General features: G+C 43.6%; 21 protein-coding genes. 8 read left to right on the top strand and 13 right to left on the bottom strand.

Features of this window, described 5'->3' with window-relative positions:
• Positions 1 to 18 precede the first annotated feature (18 nt).
• Positions 19 to 465, top strand: coding sequence for a DUF417 family protein (locus AB6F11_RS17290; RefSeq protein WP_017062655.1), 447 nt, complete (start codon positions 19 to 21; stop codon positions 463 to 465).
• Between the two features lie 115 nt (positions 466 to 580).
• Here the strand turns inward: AB6F11_RS17290 and AB6F11_RS17285 are convergent, their stop codons facing one another.
• From AB6F11_RS17285 to AB6F11_RS17260, 6 genes are all read right to left on the bottom strand, one after another.
• Positions 581 to 1,099 carry a GNAT family N-acetyltransferase gene (locus AB6F11_RS17285; RefSeq protein ID WP_017062656.1) on the bottom strand — a complete coding sequence of 173 codons (519 nt, stop codon included), beginning with the start codon at positions 1,097 to 1,099 and terminating at the stop codon, positions 581 to 583.
• A 69-nt stretch (positions 1,100 to 1,168) separates the two neighbouring features.
• Positions 1,169 to 1,633: an acyltransferase gene (locus AB6F11_RS17280; protein WP_104216154.1), complete on the bottom strand. Its 465-nt coding sequence runs from the start codon at positions 1,631 to 1,633 to the stop codon at positions 1,169 to 1,171.
• A 118-nt stretch (positions 1,634 to 1,751) separates the two neighbouring features.
• Positions 1,752 to 1,901: a hypothetical protein gene (locus tag AB6F11_RS17275; protein WP_017062658.1), complete on the bottom strand. Its 150-nt coding sequence runs from the start codon at positions 1,899 to 1,901 to the stop codon at positions 1,752 to 1,754.
• Positions 1,902 to 1,995: 94 nt separating this feature from the next.
• Positions 1,996 to 2,352, bottom strand: coding sequence for a hypothetical protein (locus tag AB6F11_RS17270; protein ID WP_017062659.1), 357 nt, complete (start codon positions 2,350 to 2,352; stop codon positions 1,996 to 1,998).
• Between the two features lie 213 nt (positions 2,353 to 2,565).
• Complete coding sequence (locus AB6F11_RS17265) at positions 2,566 to 3,813, bottom strand: RidA family protein (protein ID WP_104216153.1); 1,248 nt, start codon at positions 3,811 to 3,813, stop codon at positions 2,566 to 2,568.
• A gap of 569 nt (positions 3,814 to 4,382) precedes the next feature.
• The gene (locus tag AB6F11_RS17260) at positions 4,383 to 5,267 is read right to left on the bottom strand and encodes an AraC family transcriptional regulator (protein WP_017081508.1); all 885 of its coding nucleotides are present in this window, start codon (positions 5,265 to 5,267) and stop codon (positions 4,383 to 4,385) included.
• Positions 5,268 to 5,460: 193 nt separating this feature from the next.
• Between AB6F11_RS17260 and AB6F11_RS17255 the strand changes: the two genes are divergently transcribed.
• The 6 genes from AB6F11_RS17255 (at position 5,461) to AB6F11_RS17230 (ending at position 11,425) form a co-directional block, all read left to right on the top strand.
• On the top strand, positions 5,461 to 6,609 hold the full coding sequence (locus AB6F11_RS17255) for an iron-containing alcohol dehydrogenase (RefSeq protein ID WP_104216152.1): 1,149 nt from the start codon (positions 5,461 to 5,463) through the stop codon (positions 6,607 to 6,609).
• Between the two features lie 225 nt (positions 6,610 to 6,834).
• On the top strand, positions 6,835 to 7,581 hold the full coding sequence (locus tag AB6F11_RS17250) for an amino acid ABC transporter ATP-binding protein (protein ID WP_029224268.1): 747 nt from the start codon (positions 6,835 to 6,837) through the stop codon (positions 7,579 to 7,581).
• A complete protein-coding gene (locus AB6F11_RS17245; RefSeq protein ID WP_104216151.1) occupies positions 7,581 to 8,378 on the top strand; it encodes an amino acid ABC transporter permease in 798 nt (265 codons plus the stop codon). The genes AB6F11_RS17250 and AB6F11_RS17245 overlap by 1 nt, the downstream gene beginning before the upstream one ends.
• A 12-nt stretch (positions 8,379 to 8,390) precedes the next feature.
• On the top strand, positions 8,391 to 9,200 hold the full coding sequence (locus AB6F11_RS17240) for a transporter substrate-binding domain-containing protein (RefSeq protein WP_017062665.1): 810 nt from the start codon (positions 8,391 to 8,393) through the stop codon (positions 9,198 to 9,200).
• A gap of 138 nt (positions 9,201 to 9,338) precedes the next feature.
• Entirely contained in the window at positions 9,339 to 10,262 is a 924-nt protein-coding gene (locus AB6F11_RS17235; protein WP_102320750.1) for an amino acid ABC transporter permease, read from the top strand.
• Between the two features lie 218 nt (positions 10,263 to 10,480).
• The gene (locus tag AB6F11_RS17230) at positions 10,481 to 11,425 is read left to right on the top strand and encodes an ADP-ribosylglycohydrolase family protein (protein WP_104216150.1); all 945 of its coding nucleotides are present in this window, start codon (positions 10,481 to 10,483) and stop codon (positions 11,423 to 11,425) included.
• 63 nt (positions 11,426 to 11,488) lie between these two features.
• Here the strand turns inward: AB6F11_RS17230 and AB6F11_RS17225 are convergent, their stop codons facing one another.
• Positions 11,489 to 12,370: a LysR substrate-binding domain-containing protein gene (locus AB6F11_RS17225; protein WP_017062668.1), complete on the bottom strand. Its 882-nt coding sequence runs from the start codon at positions 12,368 to 12,370 to the stop codon at positions 11,489 to 11,491.
• 102 nt (positions 12,371 to 12,472) lie between these two features.
• On the opposite strand from AB6F11_RS17225, the gene AB6F11_RS17220 reads away from it, so the two are divergent.
• The gene (locus AB6F11_RS17220) at positions 12,473 to 13,084 is read left to right on the top strand and encodes a LysE family translocator (protein WP_102394538.1); all 612 of its coding nucleotides are present in this window, start codon (positions 12,473 to 12,475) and stop codon (positions 13,082 to 13,084) included.
• Positions 13,085 to 13,152: 68 nt separating this feature from the next.
• Here AB6F11_RS17220 and AB6F11_RS17215 read toward each other — a convergent pair whose 3' ends face one another.
• From AB6F11_RS17215 to AB6F11_RS17190, 6 genes are all read right to left on the bottom strand, one after another.
• A complete protein-coding gene (locus tag AB6F11_RS17215; RefSeq protein ID WP_104216149.1) occupies positions 13,153 to 14,340 on the bottom strand; it encodes a DUF1501 domain-containing protein in 1,188 nt (395 codons plus the stop codon).
• An 8-nt stretch (positions 14,341 to 14,348) separates the two neighbouring features.
• Positions 14,349 to 15,710, bottom strand: a complete 1,362-nt coding sequence (locus AB6F11_RS17210; protein WP_104216148.1) for a DUF1800 family protein — start codon at positions 15,708 to 15,710, stop codon at positions 14,349 to 14,351.
• Positions 15,711 to 15,850: 140 nt separating this feature from the next.
• Positions 15,851 to 16,282: a GNAT family N-acetyltransferase gene (locus tag AB6F11_RS17205; RefSeq protein WP_104216147.1), complete on the bottom strand. Its 432-nt coding sequence runs from the start codon at positions 16,280 to 16,282 to the stop codon at positions 15,851 to 15,853.
• A 92-nt stretch (positions 16,283 to 16,374) separates the two neighbouring features.
• Complete coding sequence (locus AB6F11_RS17200; protein WP_017069746.1) at positions 16,375 to 16,869, bottom strand: GNAT family N-acetyltransferase; 495 nt, start codon at positions 16,867 to 16,869, stop codon at positions 16,375 to 16,377.
• A 72-nt stretch (positions 16,870 to 16,941) separates the two neighbouring features.
• Positions 16,942 to 17,280: a zinc ribbon domain-containing protein YjdM gene (locus AB6F11_RS17195; protein WP_004731484.1), complete on the bottom strand. Its 339-nt coding sequence runs from the start codon at positions 17,278 to 17,280 to the stop codon at positions 16,942 to 16,944.
• A gap of 178 nt (positions 17,281 to 17,458) precedes the next feature.
• A complete protein-coding gene (locus tag AB6F11_RS17190; protein ID WP_017058966.1) occupies positions 17,459 to 18,622 on the bottom strand; it encodes a threonine/serine exporter family protein in 1,164 nt (387 codons plus the stop codon).
• Positions 18,623 to 19,205: the final 583 nt, after the last annotated feature.

The raw sequence follows: 19,205 nt of genomic DNA, 5'->3' as shown, positions 1-19,205 counted from the left end.
ATTAAATTGAGTACTTTTATGCATGTTCAAACCTATGATTTAAAACAGAGTAATGTGGGATATAACCTAGGCGTGATTGGCGTAGCGTTGGTGTTAGCTTGGATTGGTATTTACAAGTTTACGCCAACCGAAGCAATGCTTATCGAGCCTTTAATCGCAAACCATCCTGCAATGAACTGGCTTTACAATCTGTTCTCAGTACAAGCTGTGTCTAACATGGTGGGTGGCGCGGAGATCATCGTCGCGATTGGATTGATCGTTGGATTTAAGAAGCCGACAGTAGCTTTCTACTCAGGCATTGCTGCATCGGCTATCTTTGTTGTGACACTTAGCTTCCTGGTTACAACGCCAAACGCTTGGAAAGTATCGGATGGCATCTTAGTCACTAACTTCTTCCTAGTGAAAGATATCCTGTTTTTGGCTATCGCGATTAGCGTAATCGAACATAACAAACCTCAGAAGTAACCGTAAATCTAGAAGTGGCCAAACCTAGAAGTAACCTTAAACCTTTAAATAAAAAGACTCGAAGCTGGCTAGAAGGACGCTGCCAGCTTCTAATGTATAAGGCACTGATAGTCACCTAGTCAGCTAAAACCTTACGATAAAAATTAGCATCTTGATGTTCTCCTTTAAACACCGCGTAGCTCTCAACATACTCGACCAATTCAAAACCGGTATTGGATAAGATTTTGTTGGAACCGATATTGCCCACTAACGCATAGGCATCAACATATTTAAGGTTGGTCTGTTCCTCCAAATAGAGTAGAAACTGCTTTACTGCGTTAGACGCAATGCCTTTTGAAGCAAAGGAACGACCTACTCGATACCCTAGCTCTCCACTATGGGCGATCTGGTCGATATCGCGGATGTTGATTCTTCCACAGACAGTGCCATTGGCATCTTTGATCAACATAGGAATCATCTCACCATTCTCGTATTCAGTTAGAAAGCTGGTGATTTGCTCGGTCACACCTGCATTTGAATAGAAGCTATCACCCCTAACTGGAATAAATTGCTCAAACCACTCTCGATTTTCGACCTCAAAATCCAAAAGCGCACTCGCGTCATTCGGTTGAAGTAAGTGTAAAAATACATCCATGACAAATACTCTAATGTTTCCCTAAAAAGCCGCACCTTATGATTCATGAACCACGGCTTATTAATACGGTTACGGTAAACCTCTCAATTTCTTGGCTGGGTTACCTGCGTAGATACCTTTTTCGGTGATGTCTTTCGTTACCACACTGCCCGCGCCGATTACTGCACCTTCGCAAATGCTGACAGACAGAACCGTAGCGTTAGAACCGATCGTGACGTTGTCAGCTATCAAGGTACGCCCCCAACTTTCAGGATTAGGATCTGGCTTGCCCTCTTTGAATAAGTCGTTGGCAAACATGACTCCGTGACCAACAAAGCAGTCACTTCCAATGGTCACATACTCACAGATAAAGGTGTGAGATTGAATCTTGCTTCTCGCACCTATCACGGTGTTCTTTTGAATCTCAACAAAGGGGCCAACGAACACATCATCTTTAAGCTCACAGCCATAAACGTTACTTGGCTTGATGATAGTGACATTCTCGCCACAGGTAATATCAGTAATCTGTGACTTTAATACTCTTGGACTTGCCATACTTCACTTCCTCTCGACATTAGCGTCACAATTCAACCTAAGAGATTGTGCCGTAAGCATTAAAGTGCAGCAAATAGATATGTTGAGAGTTGGCAATGGATCAGAAATTCTGCATAAATTAAAACAGTCCCACCAGCACAACTGACAACAGCACCCCACCGATAAAACTTGGGGCGTGGAATGGCTGAGCTTTAGATCTAACGTACTCTTTTTGAAGGTCTTCTTGGTAAGTTTTAACGGCGAGTTCTTTTACGTAGTTATTTTGCATAATAAGCTCCTTCTTAATCAGTAAGAGAAGCTTAAGGCTTGAAGTTAGGTTGAGGTAAAGCAAAAAATCAGATTAATTGAACACTTTATTTTTGTTACTCGAGGATTACCCTGAACACATCGTTATTCACGCCGCCAACATCTACTAACTCTCCCGGTTTCATTAGAAGCGAGGTGTTAAGCTGTCGTGTTGAACGTGGCTCTTTTGTTTCTCGAATCACTAACATATCGACAAAATAGCCAGAGTCTTTCTTTGATATTGAGCCCGAAAACGTAACGCTTTCAACCCTATCGGCAAGGACTGAATTGAATGTTTTATCCTCTAAAACACCTGCGGCGATGGATGTATCACCATAAAATAGCGTGATGGTTGTTGGGTCGGGTACCAACTCTTGATTGGACGAACACCCTATTAGGGTAAGGCATAGCAGTAAAATGGCTCTAAATTGCATAAACTGGTTTTCTTTATTACGTTAAGCGTCCGTTTTTCATATTAAAACACTTCAACCTTATAAATACCATGTTTACGGGATAAGCTTAGGTGTGTCGCTTCGATGGACTTGAGTAATGAAGTGAACGGATCAGATCTCGGCCTGTTGAGTTTGCTCCCTATTTGGAAGCTAAACCGAGATCTGATCGATATTATCGAGAAGGGTTCAATTGATTTATGCAACAACGTCTTGTGGAGGTGTCCCTTCACAGTTAGAAACGACAGCATCAATTTGTACTAAAGCATTCATTGGGATTTCTGAAACCCCTACTACCGTTCTTGCAGGCAGCTCAGCATTAAAGAATGTGGTGTAGACTTCGTTTACCACATCAATATCTGAAATATCCTTAAGTTGAATATTAATTTTCACCGTATCGTCCATGCTATGGTCAACGCTTTCAATTATCGCCTTAATATTGTTTAAACATTGTTCCGCTTGTTCTTTTACCCCGCCAGCAACGATTTCATTTGTTTTCGGATCTAAAGGTAATTGGGCTGAAATATGATTGTAGTGAGAGAAAGCAACAGTATGCGAATAAGGCATGAATGGTGCAGAAACAGTATTATTGGTTTCAATAACCAGTAAGCGAGTGTCTTCTGGTAATTGCGGCGGTGTACCGTCGCCATGTGAAATGGATGTATCAATTTGAATTAAAGCACCCATTGGTAATTCAGCTGCGTTAACAACAGTACGAGCAGGAACGTAGCTTGGGAAGAATTTAGCACATACTTCATTTACCACTTCCGCATCTGCGATATTTTTTAGGTAGATAGTCGTTTTAACCACATCATTCATGACATGACCGATACTTTCTAGAATAGCTTTGATGTTTGATAGACATTGTGCTGTTTGCGCTTCGATACCACCATCAACCAACTCACCTGTGGCTACATCTATAGGCAACTGAGCTGAAAGATTGTTGTAGTGAGAAAAGGCAGCAGTCTGCGTGGACACAGTACTTTGAGGTGCATTATCCGTATTTCTTGATACCTTAATTAGAGCGCAAGGTGCTTGTGGTTTAGTGCCTTCACCGTTAGAAATGAGAGCATCCATTTGAACCAGCGCATCGCTGTTTGTCAGTGCAGCGACACCCACGACAGTGCGTGTTGGCAGACTGTTGTGGAAGAAGCTTTTGTAAACTTCATCAATAGCATCGATATCAGAAATATTCTTAACGAAAACATTAATCTTCACGACATCATCCATAACATGGTCGATGCTTTCAACAATCGCTTTAATATTATTCAAACATTGTGCTGCTTGATCTTTAATATCACCGATGACTATTTCACCCGTTTTAGGGTCAATCGGAAGTTGAGCAGAAAAGTTATTATAATGAGAAAAAGCGACCGTTTGTGTAGATACAGAATTAATTGGTGCGTTTTCAGTGTTTCTTGAAATTTTAATGATATCGCTACTCATCGGTATTATCCTTTAAATAAAATAGGTATACGTATTTATATTTAACAATCGTATTTGGAAGAATGATTAAAGTAGCGCCATGTTAAGTGAATTATTTTAGGGTAAACGTGATATCCATCAGACTCTCAGTTGACTATAAATCAGCAAGTTACAGAATAATTAGTCATCAAACGACTAATTATCCGTCGTACTAGGCTTTATCAACTGCTAAATTATCTTTAATTTTAAGTCTATTCAATAATCCTGAATACTCTCTCTGATAGTACGGTGAGTAATTCCAGAATTTTAGATAATATTTGATAGGTTGTTCACACTAAAACTTCGTTAATAGCTAAGTTAGTGAGTTTCTCCCCTATACCTGTGCATAAACTCTTAGGCTATTTAATTAATTATTTTCGAGAGCTTATTTTATATAAGTACGTTAATAATATATTCGAGAATCAAATACCTACAATCTGACAATGCCTATGATTAGATACATTTACTCATATAATTCAACAAATATGAGCAATCGTCACCATAGCTTTTGGCATTATAGCTCTCAACACATAGTTTCGTTGAAAGAAGAACTAAACCGCTCTTGGAGTAGTATTGAAGTGGCGCTTAAATTCGCGGCTAAATTGAGATGGGCTGGAGTAACCGACTCGACGTGCAGCATCACTAATACGAAGGCCTTCTAGTTGAATCAGCTCTTTGGCTTTATTAAGTCTAACCTTTTTCAAGTATTGAAGAGGTGATTCAAAGGTGACATTACGGAATGCATTGTGGAAGGCAGACACGCTCATGTTGGCTTCGTCAGCAAGCGATTGAACGGTGATGGTTTGGTCGTACTCTTCATGCACTTTAGACAGCGCTTTGGCAACACGTGCGTAATGGCCATCATGATGAGCTAAATCAAACAGCACACGCCCTTCTGAACCGGTTAATGCGCGGTAGACAATCTCCGTTACCATGGCATCGCCCAATATGTTGGCCTCAATGTCGCAATGCAGCGTTTTCACCAATCGGGTAAAGCTCTCTAGCATTTGCTCTTCCATTGGCGTCGATTCTAAGCCACTCGAGTTCTGTTTGTGCTTGTTGCAGTAGCTCTCTAAGAAGCCTTGATCTTCGAGCTTTTTGACTAAGCTATGCAAGCGTTGAGAATCAATGCTAATCGACAAGCCAAGCAATGGTTCACCATTAACAGGCAAGGCTTCGCACTCTAACGGCATTGGCACACCCACCACAAGGTAATCACCAGCCGCGTAAGTAACGGGTCTGTCGCCAATATAGATGTTCTTTTTACCCTGTCCGAGCATGATAATGCCAGACTGGTAAGTAAATGGCTGACGCTGATTCCCTCCACTGCTTCTATACAACCACACACCGCCAATTTCAGTTTCTCTGATCCCTTCGAGATCATCCCAACCTTTGTGTTCTACATAAGACTGTAACAACTGCGCGAGTGTTTTCATAAGTGGCGACTTTCCATTCTAAGTGCTAAGAGTAAGTAAGCTAAAGCAGAGGAAGAATATCAAGTTTGTAGAAATAGGCAATTTATTTGGAGGAACAGCTCTTCATTGACCTAGATTACTGTACTAATATGCAAATATAGAAATTGAGCAATAAACCAAAATAACAAATTTCGCTTTACACAAGGAATCTCTGATGCAATTTACTTACGTTAACCCTACTGTTATCCATTTCGGCCAAGGCCAAATCAACGCTATCAGCCAAGCTGTTGATACTTCGAAGAAAGTACTGGTCATCTATGGTGGCGGTTCAATCAAGAGCAACGGTGTATACGACCAAGTTGTAGAAGCTTTAAAAGATCACTCTTGGATTGAGTTCTCTGGCGTTGAAGCAAACCCAACGAAAGAGACGCTAGACAAAGCCGTCGCTCTTGTTAAAGAAGAAAACGTAGAATTCATTATCGCTGTTGGCGGTGGTTCGGTAATCGACGGTTCTAAGTACGTTGCTGCAGCGGCTAAATACGACGGCGACGGTTGGGATATCCTAGCGGGTAAACACCAAGTAACCGAAGCGACACCAATTGGTGCGGTACTGACACTTCCTGCGACAGGTTCTGAATCTAACATGGGTGCGGTAATCACTCGTAAAGAGACTCAAGAGAAACTGGCGTTCATGAACCCTGCAGTACAACCTAAGTTTGCGGTTATGGACCCAGACGTAATGAAGTCTCTGCCAGAGCGCCAACTGATCAACGGTCTAGTTGATGCGTGGGTTCACGTATGTGAGCAATACATCACAATGCCAACAGACGCGATGGTTCAAGACGGTTACGCAGAAACACTGCTTAAGAACCTACTTGTACTGGGTAAGCAATACGACGAGCGTGACAACGACGCATGGCGTGCAAACCTAATGTGGACTGCAAACCAAGCGCTTAACGGCCTGATTGGTACTGGCGTTCCTCAAGATTGGGCAACACACATGATTGGCCATGAGTTCACAGCACTATGGCACGTAGACCACGCGCGTTCTCTTGCGATTGTTCAACCTTCACTACTTCGTAATCAAATCGAAGCGAAGCGTGGCAAGCTAGAGCAAATGGGTCGCAACGTATTTGGCCTAGAAGCGGGTGCCGATTTAGCAGAGCGCACTATTGCTGCAATCGAAGCTTTCTACCACAGCCTAGACGTAGCAACCATGTTCGACGGCTACGAAACAAACAAAGCAACGGCGATTGACAATGTTGTTGCTCAACTTGAATCACACGGCTACCTACAACTTGGTGAGAACCAAGCAATCACGCCAGAGAAAACACGTGAGATTCTAGAGTCTGCGATTCACTAAGAATCGGGAAAATAGAGAGAAAGTAAAGATATTGGTCATACAACGATGAATTTTCACATCTGACTGAACCCATTACTTTTTTCTTTCGTACAACAGAAGCAGCGTTCATTTTGAGCGCTGCTTTTTAATTTGCCCTACAAGATGCTATTAAATTCTCATAAGTCCCTAATTTTATGTGCAATCATATTTCTATATTGTTAAGGTAAACCTGTCTCTTTACTAGGTATGAACAACGATTTGAACAATCTCAAGGAAATGGTTAAGTTTAAGTCACTTAACAAGTGGTATGGTGATTTTCATGCCCTAAAGGGTATCGATTTAAATATTGAACAAGGAGAGATAGTGGTGATTTGCGGGCCGTCTGGTTCGGGTAAATCAACATTGATCCGTTGTATCAATCAGCTAGAGCCTTTCGAAAGTGGCGAACTTTCCGTGCTAGAACAAGTGCTCCCGAGTAAGTTCAACACACCGGGCCAAGTCGGAATGGTGTTTCAGCACTTTCATTTATTCCCCCATCTTACCGTGCTTGAGAACCTTACTCTTTCTCCAATTCGTACGCTTAAAAAAAGCAAACAAGAAGCCGAAAAGATAGCAATGCACTATCTCGAGCGTGTGCACATTGCAGAACAAGCCAACAAATACCCAGTGCAACTTTCTGGCGGCCAGCAACAACGTGTGGCTATCGCCCGTTCTCTGTGTATGAAGCCGGAATTACTCTTGTTCGATGAACCCACTTCAGCGCTTGATCCGGAGATGATCAACGAAGTACTCGATGTGATGGTTGAACTGGCGAGCGAAGGCATCACCATGGTGTGTGTCACCCACGAAATGGGCTTTGCAAAACAAGTGGCCGACCGCGTTATCTTCATGGATGAAGGACAAATTGTGGAATCGAATACCCCACAAGCGCTCTTTGAAAACCCTCAACATGAACGTACTCAAGCGTTCCTAAATCAGATCCTGACTTATTGATGTTGATTCGAATTATTAAACCAGCCCTTTCCGCTCTAATACAAATTGTTGTACTAGTGGCCGCTGTTGTCTGGATTCTCGATTCTGGCGCACAAACCATGGGATACAGCTGGCAATGGGAGCGCGTGCCGGACTATATTGCTTTCTATGAAGATGGCGAATGGTGGCCTGCAGTGTTAGTTGAAGGGCTACTGGTTACCATCAATATCTCTCTGATTTCTTTGGTCGCGACACTGATCATCGGCTTAACGACGGCGCTATTGAGAAACTCAAATTCTGTGGTTGGACGCACCTTGGCCACCAGCTATGTTGAGTTGATTCGTAACACGCCGTTATTAGTACAAATTTATTTGCTCTATTTTGTATTTGGCCCCGTATTAGGGCTCGATCGCTTTAGTACTGCCGTTTTAGCCTTGGCACTTTTCCAAGGCGCTTACACCGCCGAGATATTTCGTGCTGGTTTAAATGGTATTGCGAGAGGACAATTTGAAGCAGCTCAATCCTTGGGCTTATCAAAGACCTATACTTACTGGGATGTGATTCTTCCTCAGGTGGTGCAACGCACCTTGCCACCTTTGACCAATGAAGTGATCTCTCTTATTAAAAACTCTTCAATTGTGAGTGTCATGGCTATTTTTGACCTGACGACTGAAGCCAGAAACATTGTTTCTGAAACCGCGATGCCATTCGAGATTTGGTTCTCTGTGGCGATCATTTATCTTGCTCTTACACTTTCACTTTCTGCCGTTGCTGCTTGGCTTGAGCATAAGCTCGGAGCTAACTGGCGAACACAATAAGGATTTATCAGCATGAAGCTATTTAAAACCGCAATTACAGCCCTACTTGCGCTTGCCGTCAGTTTGCCTGCTCTTGCTTCTGAAACGCCTAACCTAGACAAAATCAACGAACGTGGCTCTCTACGCGTTGGTATGTCGACGTTTGTTCCTTGGGCGATGCGTAACAAACAAGGCGATCTTGTTGGCTTTGAAATCGACGTGGCGAAACGCCTTGCCGAAGATTCGGGTTGGAAAGTCGAGTTCGTTCCTACGGCATGGGACGGCATCATCCCTTCTCTACTTTCGAACAAGTTTGATGTAATCATTGGCGGTATGTCTATCACTGAAGCTCGCGCTAAAAGCGTATTGTTCACTGAACCTTACTCGCACTCCGGCGTCCAACTGGCGGCGAATAAAGAGCTAGCAGAAGGTTATACACAAATCTCTGATTTTGATTCTCGCCGTGTAAAAATCGCTGCGCGTCGTGGTGCGTTCACAGTTCAAGTGGCTCGTGAAACCTTCCCTAAAGCGAAAGTTCTACAGTTCGATGACGATGCTCAAGCATTCCAAGAAGTGTTAAACGGCAACGCGCACGCGGTGATCGCGTCTAGCCCGAAACCAGAACATGAAGCGATTAAAAACGCAGACACGCTATTTATTCCATTCGAAGAACGCCTATCAAAAGGTAATGAAGCATTTGCAGTTCGCCTAGGTGAAACTGACAAGACAGAATTCTTCAACGAGTGGATCAAAGCACGTACTGAAGACGGTTGGTTGAAAGAGCGTTACGAGTACTGGTTCTCTACTCTAGATTGGCAAGACCAGATTGCTCAAGGTCAATAATCAACTGCCAATTAGACGCTAAAGAACCAATCAAGGCAGTACCTTGCTGGTACTGTCTTTTAAGAAACACCCGAGATAGCTATAAACTCATAGCCACTCTCACAGCATATTAATTATCATTGTTTAAACAGGAATGACGTGAGTAGTACTAGCGCATTATCAACGCCCAAGCCCAACCTTCACACGAAGCCTTGGTATCAACGCCTCAATCTATTAGATGGAGTGTTGTTTGCGATCATTTTCGCGTTCGCAGGTTGGCTTTATTATCGTTCCGCTGTTGGTATTAACTACCATTGGCGCTGGGAAGATGCGTTTACCCTGATTTTCATTCCGCCTTCTCAAGGCAATATTCCTTACTTTTTCCAAGGCTTGATCGCGACACTGCGCTTGAGTGTTTGGAGCATGGTTTTAGCACTCTCTTTTGGCACATTACTTGGCGTTGCTAGGCACTCTAAAATTGCTTTCTTTCGTACGCCTGCACTGATTTTTATCCAACTGGTTCGAAATATTCCACCACTGGTTTTTGTCTTCATATTCTATTTCTTCGTTTCTAACCAACTGATTCCATTACTTGGTTTAGAAAGTATCTTACGTGAACACAACGGCGAGATTAACGCTGTTCAAGCCTTTCTGTTTGGTCCTGCTAACCTTTGGGAAAACTTGGCGTCTGGTGTTATCTGTATTGGTTTGCTCTCTTCGGCTTACATCGCAGAAGTGATTCGAGCTGGCTTAGAAAGTATTCCTAAAGGGCAATGGGAAGCGGCCGATTCACTCGGCTTATCGGCGTTGTCTAAGTATCGATTTGTGGTTGGCCCGCAAGTATTAACGGCCATCACACCGCCTTTAGCAGGTCAGGCAATTTCTCTAGTAAAAGATACCTCGATTGTATCCCTGATTTCGATTCAAGAGATGACATTTGTTGGCACTGAAATGGCGAACTCTTCCGGTTTGATCTTCGAGATCTGGCTGATTGTTGGTGCGGTTTACTTCGCGTTATGTTTCACCCTTTCACGTATTTTCAAAGTCATTGAACAACGCTCGAGTGTTTACCTTAACCGCTAGTGTCATTGTTTATTTAGACGTGTATTCAAGCGTCTGTTAGATGTCAACATAGCCACCTAAGTCATAATATTCATCCACTTACCCTGATTGGTTTAACTCATTGACCAATCAGGATTAATTGCTTGAAAACTCTCTACTGAAACACAGCAAACCCATCATTTAGTCACTATACTTGAAGTATCAAATTCCATTGGATCTTCTCAAGGACTTCACTCAGCATGGACAATCATAAAGAAAGAGCTTTTTACGCCGTTGTTGGCGCATTGGTTGGAGACGCCGCTTCCATGGGGCTGCATTGGTTGTATGACCAAGAGAGGATCTTGCACGTGGCGGGTTTTGAGCCAGAATTTCGCTCACCGAATCAGTTCGATTATCAAGACAAGGGCTACTTTGCGCACCAAGGAAAAACCGCAGGCGAGCAATCGCAATATGGTGCTCAGCTATTAGCGATGGTCGATAGCTTAGTCGACAACCAAAAATACGATGAAGCGAGCTACATCAAGCACTTCCGCTTCTGGTTTGATTTTGGTGGTAGTTGGAAAGGCTACATTGATAAAGCGACTCGTATGAGCTTGTTGAACATCCATCAATTAGAATTGGCAAACGCTCCGATTACAGCGTGTGGTGCGGATGATACACAGCTCCCCACAATCTCAAAGATCATTCCATTAATCGCATGTACTTATACTTCTCACACCTTACCAGCAATGGTAGAGAGTGCGGTACGAGTGACCAACAACAACGACAAAGCCGTGGAATGGGCACAAGCCATCACCTTATTGGTTCAAGCGGCAATTCAAGGCAACTCTCCACTGCAATCGGTAGAAATGGTGCGACAAACCTGTAGCAAGTTTGTACACGACCAAATCGACATGGCTTTGGCTGATCCCAAACTTTCAATAACAGATGCCGCGAAGAAGTTCGGATTGCATTGTGAACTGAGTGCCGCATTTCCCTTGCTGATTCGCATCATTGCAGGTGCTCAAAGTTATCAACAAGGTATTCGCGACAACATCTTATGTGGCGGTGACAGCTGCGGGCGTGCAATTGTAATTGGCGCGGTATTAGCGGCGTGTTTCTACGAGGAAGATGGAGGCATTCCAACCGAATGGCTAAAACAAGTCGAACTCAATGGCGGTGTGCTGTCTTTGCCTATTGAGTGATTTCCACAACAACGAACTAGAGCCTGACATAAGACAAGCACACTTCTAGGTCGGATGTCGTTCCTATAAAGTTGGAACACACTGCGATAACTCATTCTTCAGCCAAACAACAAACGGGCTTTCTGGCTCTTCATGGTTGCTATCTTGCGTGAGCAATATGTACTGGTGACCAGAAGGTACGAAGCCAAACGGCGCGATCAAGTTACCTCTTTCAAGATCGTCGGCGACAAGTGGATAAGACCCAAGCGCTATGCCTAACCCATCGACAGCCGCCTGAAAGCAAAAGTAGAAGTGTGCAAATGTTTGGTTCGCTCGAGCTTTTGACCACTCTCCACCATTAACTTTATCTATAGTGATAGCACCCCAATGACTCCAAGCACCTGGCCGTGTACTGCTGTGCAGTAATTTCACATCATCTAAGTTATCTTTTACCTGCTGCCAATAACCCGGGGAACACACAGGGCCTACCCACTCTTCAACTAGTGGTATCTGTTCGTAACGCTCGGTTAATTTAAAGTCATCTCGGCGAATCGCCATATCGAGCCCTGTCGCATTCAAGTTCACAGGCCCACCAGCAGTCGACAATCGAACATCAATTCCGGATTCGTTATAGAAATCACCGAGTCGAGGCATTAACCAACGCATGGTCAATGTGGGTTCGCATGAAACTTCCAACGCTTGATGATTCAGCTGATTAAGCTTATGGACTCCAGTCTCCAAGGCTTGGAACGCTTGCTCTGTGTAACCTTTGAGTAATTCCCCTTCTTTGGTGAGACACACATTCCTGCCCTGTTTGTAGAACAAAACTTGGGATAAGTGATTTTCCAATACCTTGATCTGCTTACTCACCGCGCCATGTGTGATATTGAGTTTATCCGCCGCTTCACTGTAACTACTCGAATGCGCTGCTACGTGGAAAATATGAAATGCTTTCAAATGTCTCATGTGTGATTTTTTCTCACAGATAGATGGAATTCATTTCGATTATAGGCAGCAATAAAAAACCATACAATGCTCGCTCATCAAATATAAAGAGTTGGAGTCATTATGGAGTGGTTAAGCCTAGCAGTATTGGGACTATTGATTGTTATTAGTCCAGGCGCTGATTTCGTTTTAGTTTTGAAAAACAGTGTCAATCAAGGAAGACAAGCAGGGATTTGGACTGCAATCGGTGTGAGTTTAGCGATTTGTGTTCACATCAGTTATTCAATACTTGGGATCAGTTACTTAATCTCACAGAATGAGCAGCTGTTTGACATGATTAGATACGCAGGTGCAGCCTACCTTATTTATCTAGGACTAAAAGGTATCTTGAGTGCAGACAACAAGCTTGCACCTATCGAAGATACAAAGCAAAGCACTAGTGTTTGGCGCTATTTAGCCCAAGGCTTTTTATGTAACGTGCTCAACCCAAAAACCATGTTGTTCTTTTTGAGCATCTTCAGCCAAGTCATCTCACCTGATGCAGAAAACCAGCATGTCGCACTCGGCTATGGGCTTTACATGATCGTTCTTCACGGCTTGTGGTTTGGGATTGTCGCTATGCTGTTTACTTCGAGTACATTGCAAAAGCATCTATTGAGAGCAAAGAAAAGGCTTAATCAAGCGTGTGGATTTGGCTTAGTGACGTTCGGAGCACTGTTGGCAATTAAATCGTAAACAAGCGAGTCAGAAATAGAATGCGATTCAAACGACTGAATCGCATCTAACAGGGTCTTGGTAAATCTCTAAACAAGATTCATCGGTCTAATATCGGCACTATCAGGGAAGATAATGTTGAGTTGTTTCACTTCTACCGATAAATGTTGGTAGAGCACGCCCTTGATAACCGAGCGCATATCAGTCGTTGGATTAAGGTCTCGGCCCTCATATAGCTGGCTTTGGCTCAAGCCCGGCCAATTGGCAATAACCTTACCCCCCACTCCTTTCAACGATGGCAGCGCACCACCCGCAACAAACATGACGTTGCCAGTGCCGTGGTCGGTGCCTTTGGTGCCGTTTTCTTTTGCTGTTCGACCAAATTCACTGGCCGCGATGATCACTGTCTTCTGCCAACGATCACCTAGTGAAGTCTTGAGAGCCGCTAACCCACCATCCAAAGTTTTAAGTTGATTACTCAACCGTCCATTTACGTTGCCTTGATTGGCGTGAGTGTCCCATCCACCCAATTCTAACGCTGCGATGTTTGGTCCGTTATCAGCCGATAATATGTCGCCTGTTTTACCCATCAATGATTTAAACTGTTTGCCGACACCTTGGTCTCCCACCAGTTGATCTATCTTCATGACACTTTCAAAGTTTGAAGACAGCATTTGGTCACTTTGAAACAACTCTTCCAGCAATTCCGTTTGTTTATCGCGTGTTTTTAAGCGGTTTGGGTACCAACTTGCCACGGTCGATTCGCCCTGCATGATGAGTGGTAAGCCCGAATCAATCGCAATTCCATCGTATTTTTCTGAGCTCAACGTGAGTAAACGGTTAATCCACCCTACGGTGTTAAACGGGTCGGAAGTACCATTCTCTAATATCTTCTGTCCATCAAAATGTGAACGCTCACGATAAGCGGTTGAACAAGCGTGTACAAAGCTGAGTTCGTTAATCTCATACCATTGATGGCACTGCTTTAGAGATGGATGAAGCCCAAAGAAATCATCCAACTTCACTAGCTGTTCAGGTTTTAATCCGATGTTGGGTCTCAAATTAGAGTAATCCGGATCGGCATGCGGCACTACAACATTTAAACCATCCATCGCGCCACGCAGTGATACCCAAATGAAGATATTGTCTGAACCTGTTTTGGCAAAGCTTGGAAATGGCAGCATCGCACTGACGCCAACAGCCGCCGCAATACCCATGAACTGGCGGCGGTTAATACTATGTGGCGCTTTATTCTGAGAACAATCTGACTTTTTCATACCCACTCCTAACGATATTGAAACTGCGGACTTAGCCACAACAGGGAAAGTTGCATTGCAGCGCTGTCGGCTTTGTTCAATACAATTTGGGTGTGTTCATCAATAGCATCGCCATATAAACCCGCGATCACTTTATCCACTACCGCTTTCGGCTTAACTCCTGACGCTTTAGCCGATTTTATTGCAGCAGACGCAAGCCTATTCGCAACTTGCATACGTTGAGTCAACGCCGAAGGGCTATTGTAGTCTCTGTCTTGATCCGACCAGCCTGCAGGTGAACCCGGTTTAAAAGGAGGCTGCCCTAAATTGTTGAGTGCATTGAATGCCTGTTTCTCGTTTAAAGAAATATCGGCACTACGAAGAACGGCAAACAGCCACTCCTTCGGCGGTCTAAAACGATTAGGGTTAGGTTTACTCGCCTCAGCGCTGTTCAATAACAAGCGATAGATAGGCAGTAAATCTCCCTCGCCTTTCAGATATTCAGCAACCATTTGCTCTGAGAGTTCTTTAGATATGTCGCCAATGAAATGCTGGCAAAGCTTATCAACCAAGTGCGCAGCAGTGTCTTTGTGGGTCGCTAAGGTTTTTAAACACGACTCTCCTTGCGAGACGCCGGATTGAGAATAGGACTTGCCAAGCAGTGTGATACTTCCGGGTTCATGCAGATTATTAGCAAATCGAAACCCAGCACCAGGAGATTTAAATTTAATGCCCCAGCCTGAAATGCCTTTTGCTAAAGCAATAACATCTTGCTGAGTATAAGAACCGTCAACGCCAAGAGTGTGGAGTTCTAAGATCTCACGAGCGAGGTTCTCATTGAGCCCCTTATTACGGCGCTTTCCGACTTTTGAATTGGGACCAATCGAGAGTTGATTATCGAGATACAGAAGCATCGCAGGATGTTTAGAAGAAGCCATCAGCATCTCGCCAAAGTTACCATTCCAATGCTGGCGAACCACATCGTTTTCAATGCTGGCGGCCAAGGGCATCAGTTTTCGATTATCGACCGAGATGGCGAAGTGATTGCTCCAAAACTGAATGATGCGCTCTTGAAAACCATAAGGAGTTTCAACACTTTGTAGGTGGCGAGCTTGAGCTTGTTGTCGATACTGCGTTCGAAGAAAAGACTGCGCTTCTTTCTTCGTGGCTTGCATCTGTTGTTCGTCACCCTTGGCCTTCATTCGTTGTACACGATTCTCTCCTACTTTAATCAGAGTAGATTCAGTACTCGGTAAGTCTTGTATAGCTTGGTGAACGAATGGCTTTTTATCCAACTGTTCTACAGGAGAATAATAGGTTGTTTGACCTAGTTTTGGCCCAAAGCCAAACCTTTGTTCACCCACGATTTTTGAAGTCGGGTAATAATTCATTGCACACTCCCTTACGCTCGATCTTTTCTAAGTGTAATCGCTTAGTCATCAAGCATAGGGAGCTTTACAAGGTTTTACGTTAGATAAGTGTCAGGTGCCTATCAAGTTACCGACACGGTGTGATCATTTTGAATGAGTGTCTATTTACGCCACATATAGACAAACTGCTCGTTCTGAGAGGTGATTTCAAAGCCAAACCTCAAGTACAACTCCCCAACTCGATTACCTTTTAGGTAACAAAGTTCGACGGGTTTATTGACGCTGTCAGCCTTAGTTAAGCAATCTTTCAGTACTTGGCTACCAATGCCCTTTCCATGATAATCAGGCAGTAAGAAGAATCGGCAAAAATAGAAGTGTTCGCCTTTGTCTTGCAACAACACACTGCCAATCGCCTTGCCTTGATATTCAATGATTTCAGGTCGTTCTTCTGCCCACTCTTCGGCGTGTATATCTCGTTGAATTTGCTCATCCCAGCCAAATACGGCTTTGATCGGTTCAAACTCAGCGGCTTTCTTGAGCTCAAACAGAAATTCATAATCTGATGACTGAGCCGGTCTTGTTGAATACTTCAAAATACCTCCAACAATAATTGGCTATGGTTTCATTTTCGTTTAAGCCGGAATTCAGAGCCCCAGACACAACCAAAAATGCCACGCTTAAATGTTCATTTTGGTTCTAGTTGGTAACGTAAGACTTCGTGTTTATCTTGCTCTGAATAAAAGGTATTCAGGAATTGTCCACCGCACTTCTCTATCACCTTTTGCGAAGCAATATTGCCCCTCTCACACGTAATAATAGCGCTTTCGGTCAATACGTGTCGTTGAACCCAAGACAACATATGACTTGCGATACCCCGCCCTCTGGCTTGTGGCAGCGTCTCATATCCGATATGTCCAATAACATCGTGAATGTGCGGACTGGTACCATGACGAACTCTTATGACACCAAGGATTTGACCAGAGTCGATACAAAAATACGTAGAAGCAGGCGTCCACCCTTCTGGCAAACCCTCGCCTTTTGAATAAGCAATTCGTCTTTCTAAATAGGCATCACTGCCATCGGAAATCCCCGTGTAAATATCTACCCCATCCTCAGCGCAAGCGTTCACATAGTAATGAAAGGCCGTTGAATGTGAAAGAGCAGCTTTAACCATGTCCATATGATGTTGATTCTCCAACGGCTTCTACGCTATTTAGTTCAGGAGCGACTCGCAATTTTGACCTATTATCGACTACTGCTTCTTAACGTACTTCGCCGTAACCAGCATTTCACCGCCACCATCCAGCTTGCAATCTAGTTGGTGATCTTTGCCTTCATTGATGCGTCGAATCACAGCTTTAGTACCAATTTTCAATACGCTAGAACTGCCTTTAATTTTTAGATCTTTAATGAAGGTAACTTTATCGCCACTTTCCAATACAACGCCATTCACGTCCTTAACACGCGCGGCTTCTCTTTCTAAACGCTCTTCTTCTGGGTTCCATTCGTAGGCGCACTCAGGGCAGATTAGGTTGTTTTGGTCTGGGTAAACATATTCAGATTGGCATTGCGGGCAAGGAGGTAGAGACATACGTTAATACTTAATTTAAATAGAATTTGTTCCATTTTAATGGCTCTTGTCAGGCTTAGCGAGCATAAATCTAACAAGTTTTACGGAGAGCTAATTGTCTTAAAAAAGAGCAGTACCTAAAACGAACAAACACAGCCGCTAAGCTGTGTTTGTTTAAAGGTTTGAAAAGCGGAACGGCTTAACGTTCGACTTTTGGTGAGTAAATCGAGTAAGCGGTGATTTGCCCTGCCACGATTGCAGAGAACATGAATAACGCCGACAAACCAATACTCGGGATAGGCAAAATCGATTGTTCAAACACCGACTGGCTGGCACTCACCAATACTCGGCTACCCGGAACCAAGATGATGATCCCTTGCACGATATAAATAGAGCCCGTGAGCTCCATCTTCTTGGCAATCCAAGTCCCGTACAAAGTAATAAGAACCGTGGTTACCCAAGTACCGACAACCCAACCACTATCAAAACCTAGATAGAACGGGCCCCACATACCGAGAACCGCAACGGGTAAGCCAAGTAAGATGTCTTTAGGGCGAGCATTGAACATTACACCGATAGACACAGAGATCAGCACCAAGCCAGATATGTGCATCCACATCGGTACCGCATTGGTATAGTCGATGGAGACCGCTTGCCCCCATATCGCTTCACCGATGTTTAGCCCCATGATAATCCCGACAAACAGCTTAATCAGGGTTAAGGCGCTCTGCCCTAGCAAGCTGGTACCAGAAACCAAGTCATTAAACGCCAAACATTCTAATGCGTTGGCTATGGATAACCCAGGGACAAACAAGACAATCGAGGCGATACACAACGCCCACACCGGAATCGGCAACCCTGTGCTCGCCAAAAACGCCACAAAAATACCCGTTAACAATGCCGAGATGAATTCAACCGCGATAGCACGACGTGAATGAAGAACTTGCTGACATACCCAAACCATCAAACCCAATAACGCAGAAAAGCCCACCGCTTCCAACGTACTGCCCACCAGCATCAAATACGCAGGAGGAATACCCATATTGGCAAGTGCCGTCACAAATTTAGAGTAACCGACAGGCTCTGGTACAGGCTCACTGCTTGGCTGGTTAATACGAATGATGGTATTGGCCAACAAACTCAGGTTAATTGACGCAGGCTTTAGACGCTTAAGAATAACGGCGTTGTTATCGTCTGGAAACTGATAATTAATCGCGGTTGGCGTTGCTTGAATCATCACATCCACACCATGCTTTTTAGCATAATATTGTGTATATTTTTCAAGCTTATACGGAGCGCAACCACTGCGGTGAAGAGTATCACCAATTTCAACAATTTTGTTAATTCGGAACTGAGAAGGCATGGGTATTTTAGGGGAGACAAAATGTGCGGCAAATGTACCAAACGATAGACGGAATGACGAGACTTTTGCGTGAATTATCAACTGAACTCGTTACTTTTTTCTGCAAAGGCTTAGAAGTGCCTATAACTCTACTCATTTGGGATTAGTTTACTGAATGTTTTGACTGGCTGATAAGTTAAATTTATGCATTCTGATTGTTATTAACGGACGCCAAAACACGATTAGAAATCAGTTTATGTTAACACTCAAAATTCCTTAATTTGTATGGATTTTATGACAAGCTAATACCAACAAACTGGTTTATAAATCAAACCGAATTTGTCACAGAAATAGCGGGGGATTTTCCATTGTTTCTCGCCCTCCGTTTAGCGAGAGTTTAGTCACATTTTATTCACTCTGAAAACGCCGAACATGATTGAAAAACTAGCGGTGTGGTGGTTATGCGAGCACTTAGAATAAAAATGAAAGAAAAAGGTTTCGTTTTCAGTTAGATGTGGCATTATCACTCTCGTTAAGACGATGTGCGTACATCGTATAATGGCTATTACCTCAGCCTTCCAAGCTGATGATGCGGGTTCGATTC

The sequence above is a fragment of the Vibrio sp. 10N.247.311.14 genome (assembly GCF_041467715.1).
Taxonomy (GTDB): Bacteria; Pseudomonadota; Gammaproteobacteria; order Enterobacterales; family Vibrionaceae; genus Vibrio; species Vibrio crassostreae_C.
This window is presented reverse-complemented; position numbering and strand designations above follow the sequence as displayed.

Bases quoted from the DNA above. Each gene is read 5' to 3' on its own strand.
- AB6F11_RS17290 (WP_017062655.1), top strand. From the start codon at position 19: ATGCATGTTCAAACCTATGATTTAAAACAGAGTAATGTGGGATATAAC.
- AB6F11_RS17285 (WP_017062656.1), bottom strand. From the start codon at position 1,099: ATGGATGTATTTTTACACTTACTTCAACCGAATGACGCGAGTGCGCTT.
- AB6F11_RS17280 (WP_104216154.1), bottom strand. From the start codon at position 1,633: ATGGCAAGTCCAAGAGTATTAAAGTCACAGATTACTGATATTACCTGT.
- AB6F11_RS17275 (WP_017062658.1), bottom strand. From the start codon at position 1,901: ATGCAAAATAACTACGTAAAAGAACTCGCCGTTAAAACTTACCAAGAA.
- AB6F11_RS17270 (WP_017062659.1), bottom strand. From the start codon at position 2,352: ATGCAATTTAGAGCCATTTTACTGCTATGCCTTACCCTAATAGGGTGT.
- AB6F11_RS17265 (WP_104216153.1), bottom strand. From the start codon at position 3,813: ATGAGTAGCGATATCATTAAAATTTCAAGAAACACTGAAAACGCACCA.
- AB6F11_RS17260 (WP_017081508.1), bottom strand. From the start codon at position 5,267: ATGAAAACACTCGCGCAGTTGTTACAGTCTTATGTAGAACACAAAGGT.
- AB6F11_RS17255 (WP_104216152.1), top strand. From the start codon at position 5,461: ATGCAATTTACTTACGTTAACCCTACTGTTATCCATTTCGGCCAAGGC.
- AB6F11_RS17250 (WP_029224268.1), top strand. From the start codon at position 6,835: ATGAACAACGATTTGAACAATCTCAAGGAAATGGTTAAGTTTAAGTCA.
- AB6F11_RS17245 (WP_104216151.1), top strand. From the start codon at position 7,581: ATGTTGATTCGAATTATTAAACCAGCCCTTTCCGCTCTAATACAAATT.
- AB6F11_RS17240 (WP_017062665.1), top strand. From the start codon at position 8,391: ATGAAGCTATTTAAAACCGCAATTACAGCCCTACTTGCGCTTGCCGTC.
- AB6F11_RS17230 (WP_104216150.1), top strand. From the start codon at position 10,481: ATGGACAATCATAAAGAAAGAGCTTTTTACGCCGTTGTTGGCGCATTG.
- AB6F11_RS17225 (WP_017062668.1), bottom strand. From the start codon at position 12,370: ATGAGACATTTGAAAGCATTTCATATTTTCCACGTAGCAGCGCATTCG.
- AB6F11_RS17220 (WP_102394538.1), top strand. From the start codon at position 12,473: ATGGAGTGGTTAAGCCTAGCAGTATTGGGACTATTGATTGTTATTAGT.
- AB6F11_RS17215 (WP_104216149.1), bottom strand. From the start codon at position 14,340: ATGAAAAAGTCAGATTGTTCTCAGAATAAAGCGCCACATAGTATTAAC.
- AB6F11_RS17210 (WP_104216148.1), bottom strand. From the start codon at position 15,710: ATGAATTATTACCCGACTTCAAAAATCGTGGGTGAACAAAGGTTTGGC.
- AB6F11_RS17200 (WP_017069746.1), bottom strand. From the start codon at position 16,869: ATGGACATGGTTAAAGCTGCTCTTTCACATTCAACGGCCTTTCATTAC.
- AB6F11_RS17195 (WP_004731484.1), bottom strand. From the start codon at position 17,280: ATGTCTCTACCTCCTTGCCCGCAATGCCAATCTGAATATGTTTACCCA.
- AB6F11_RS17190 (WP_017058966.1), bottom strand. From the start codon at position 18,622: ATGCCTTCTCAGTTCCGAATTAACAAAATTGTTGAAATTGGTGATACT.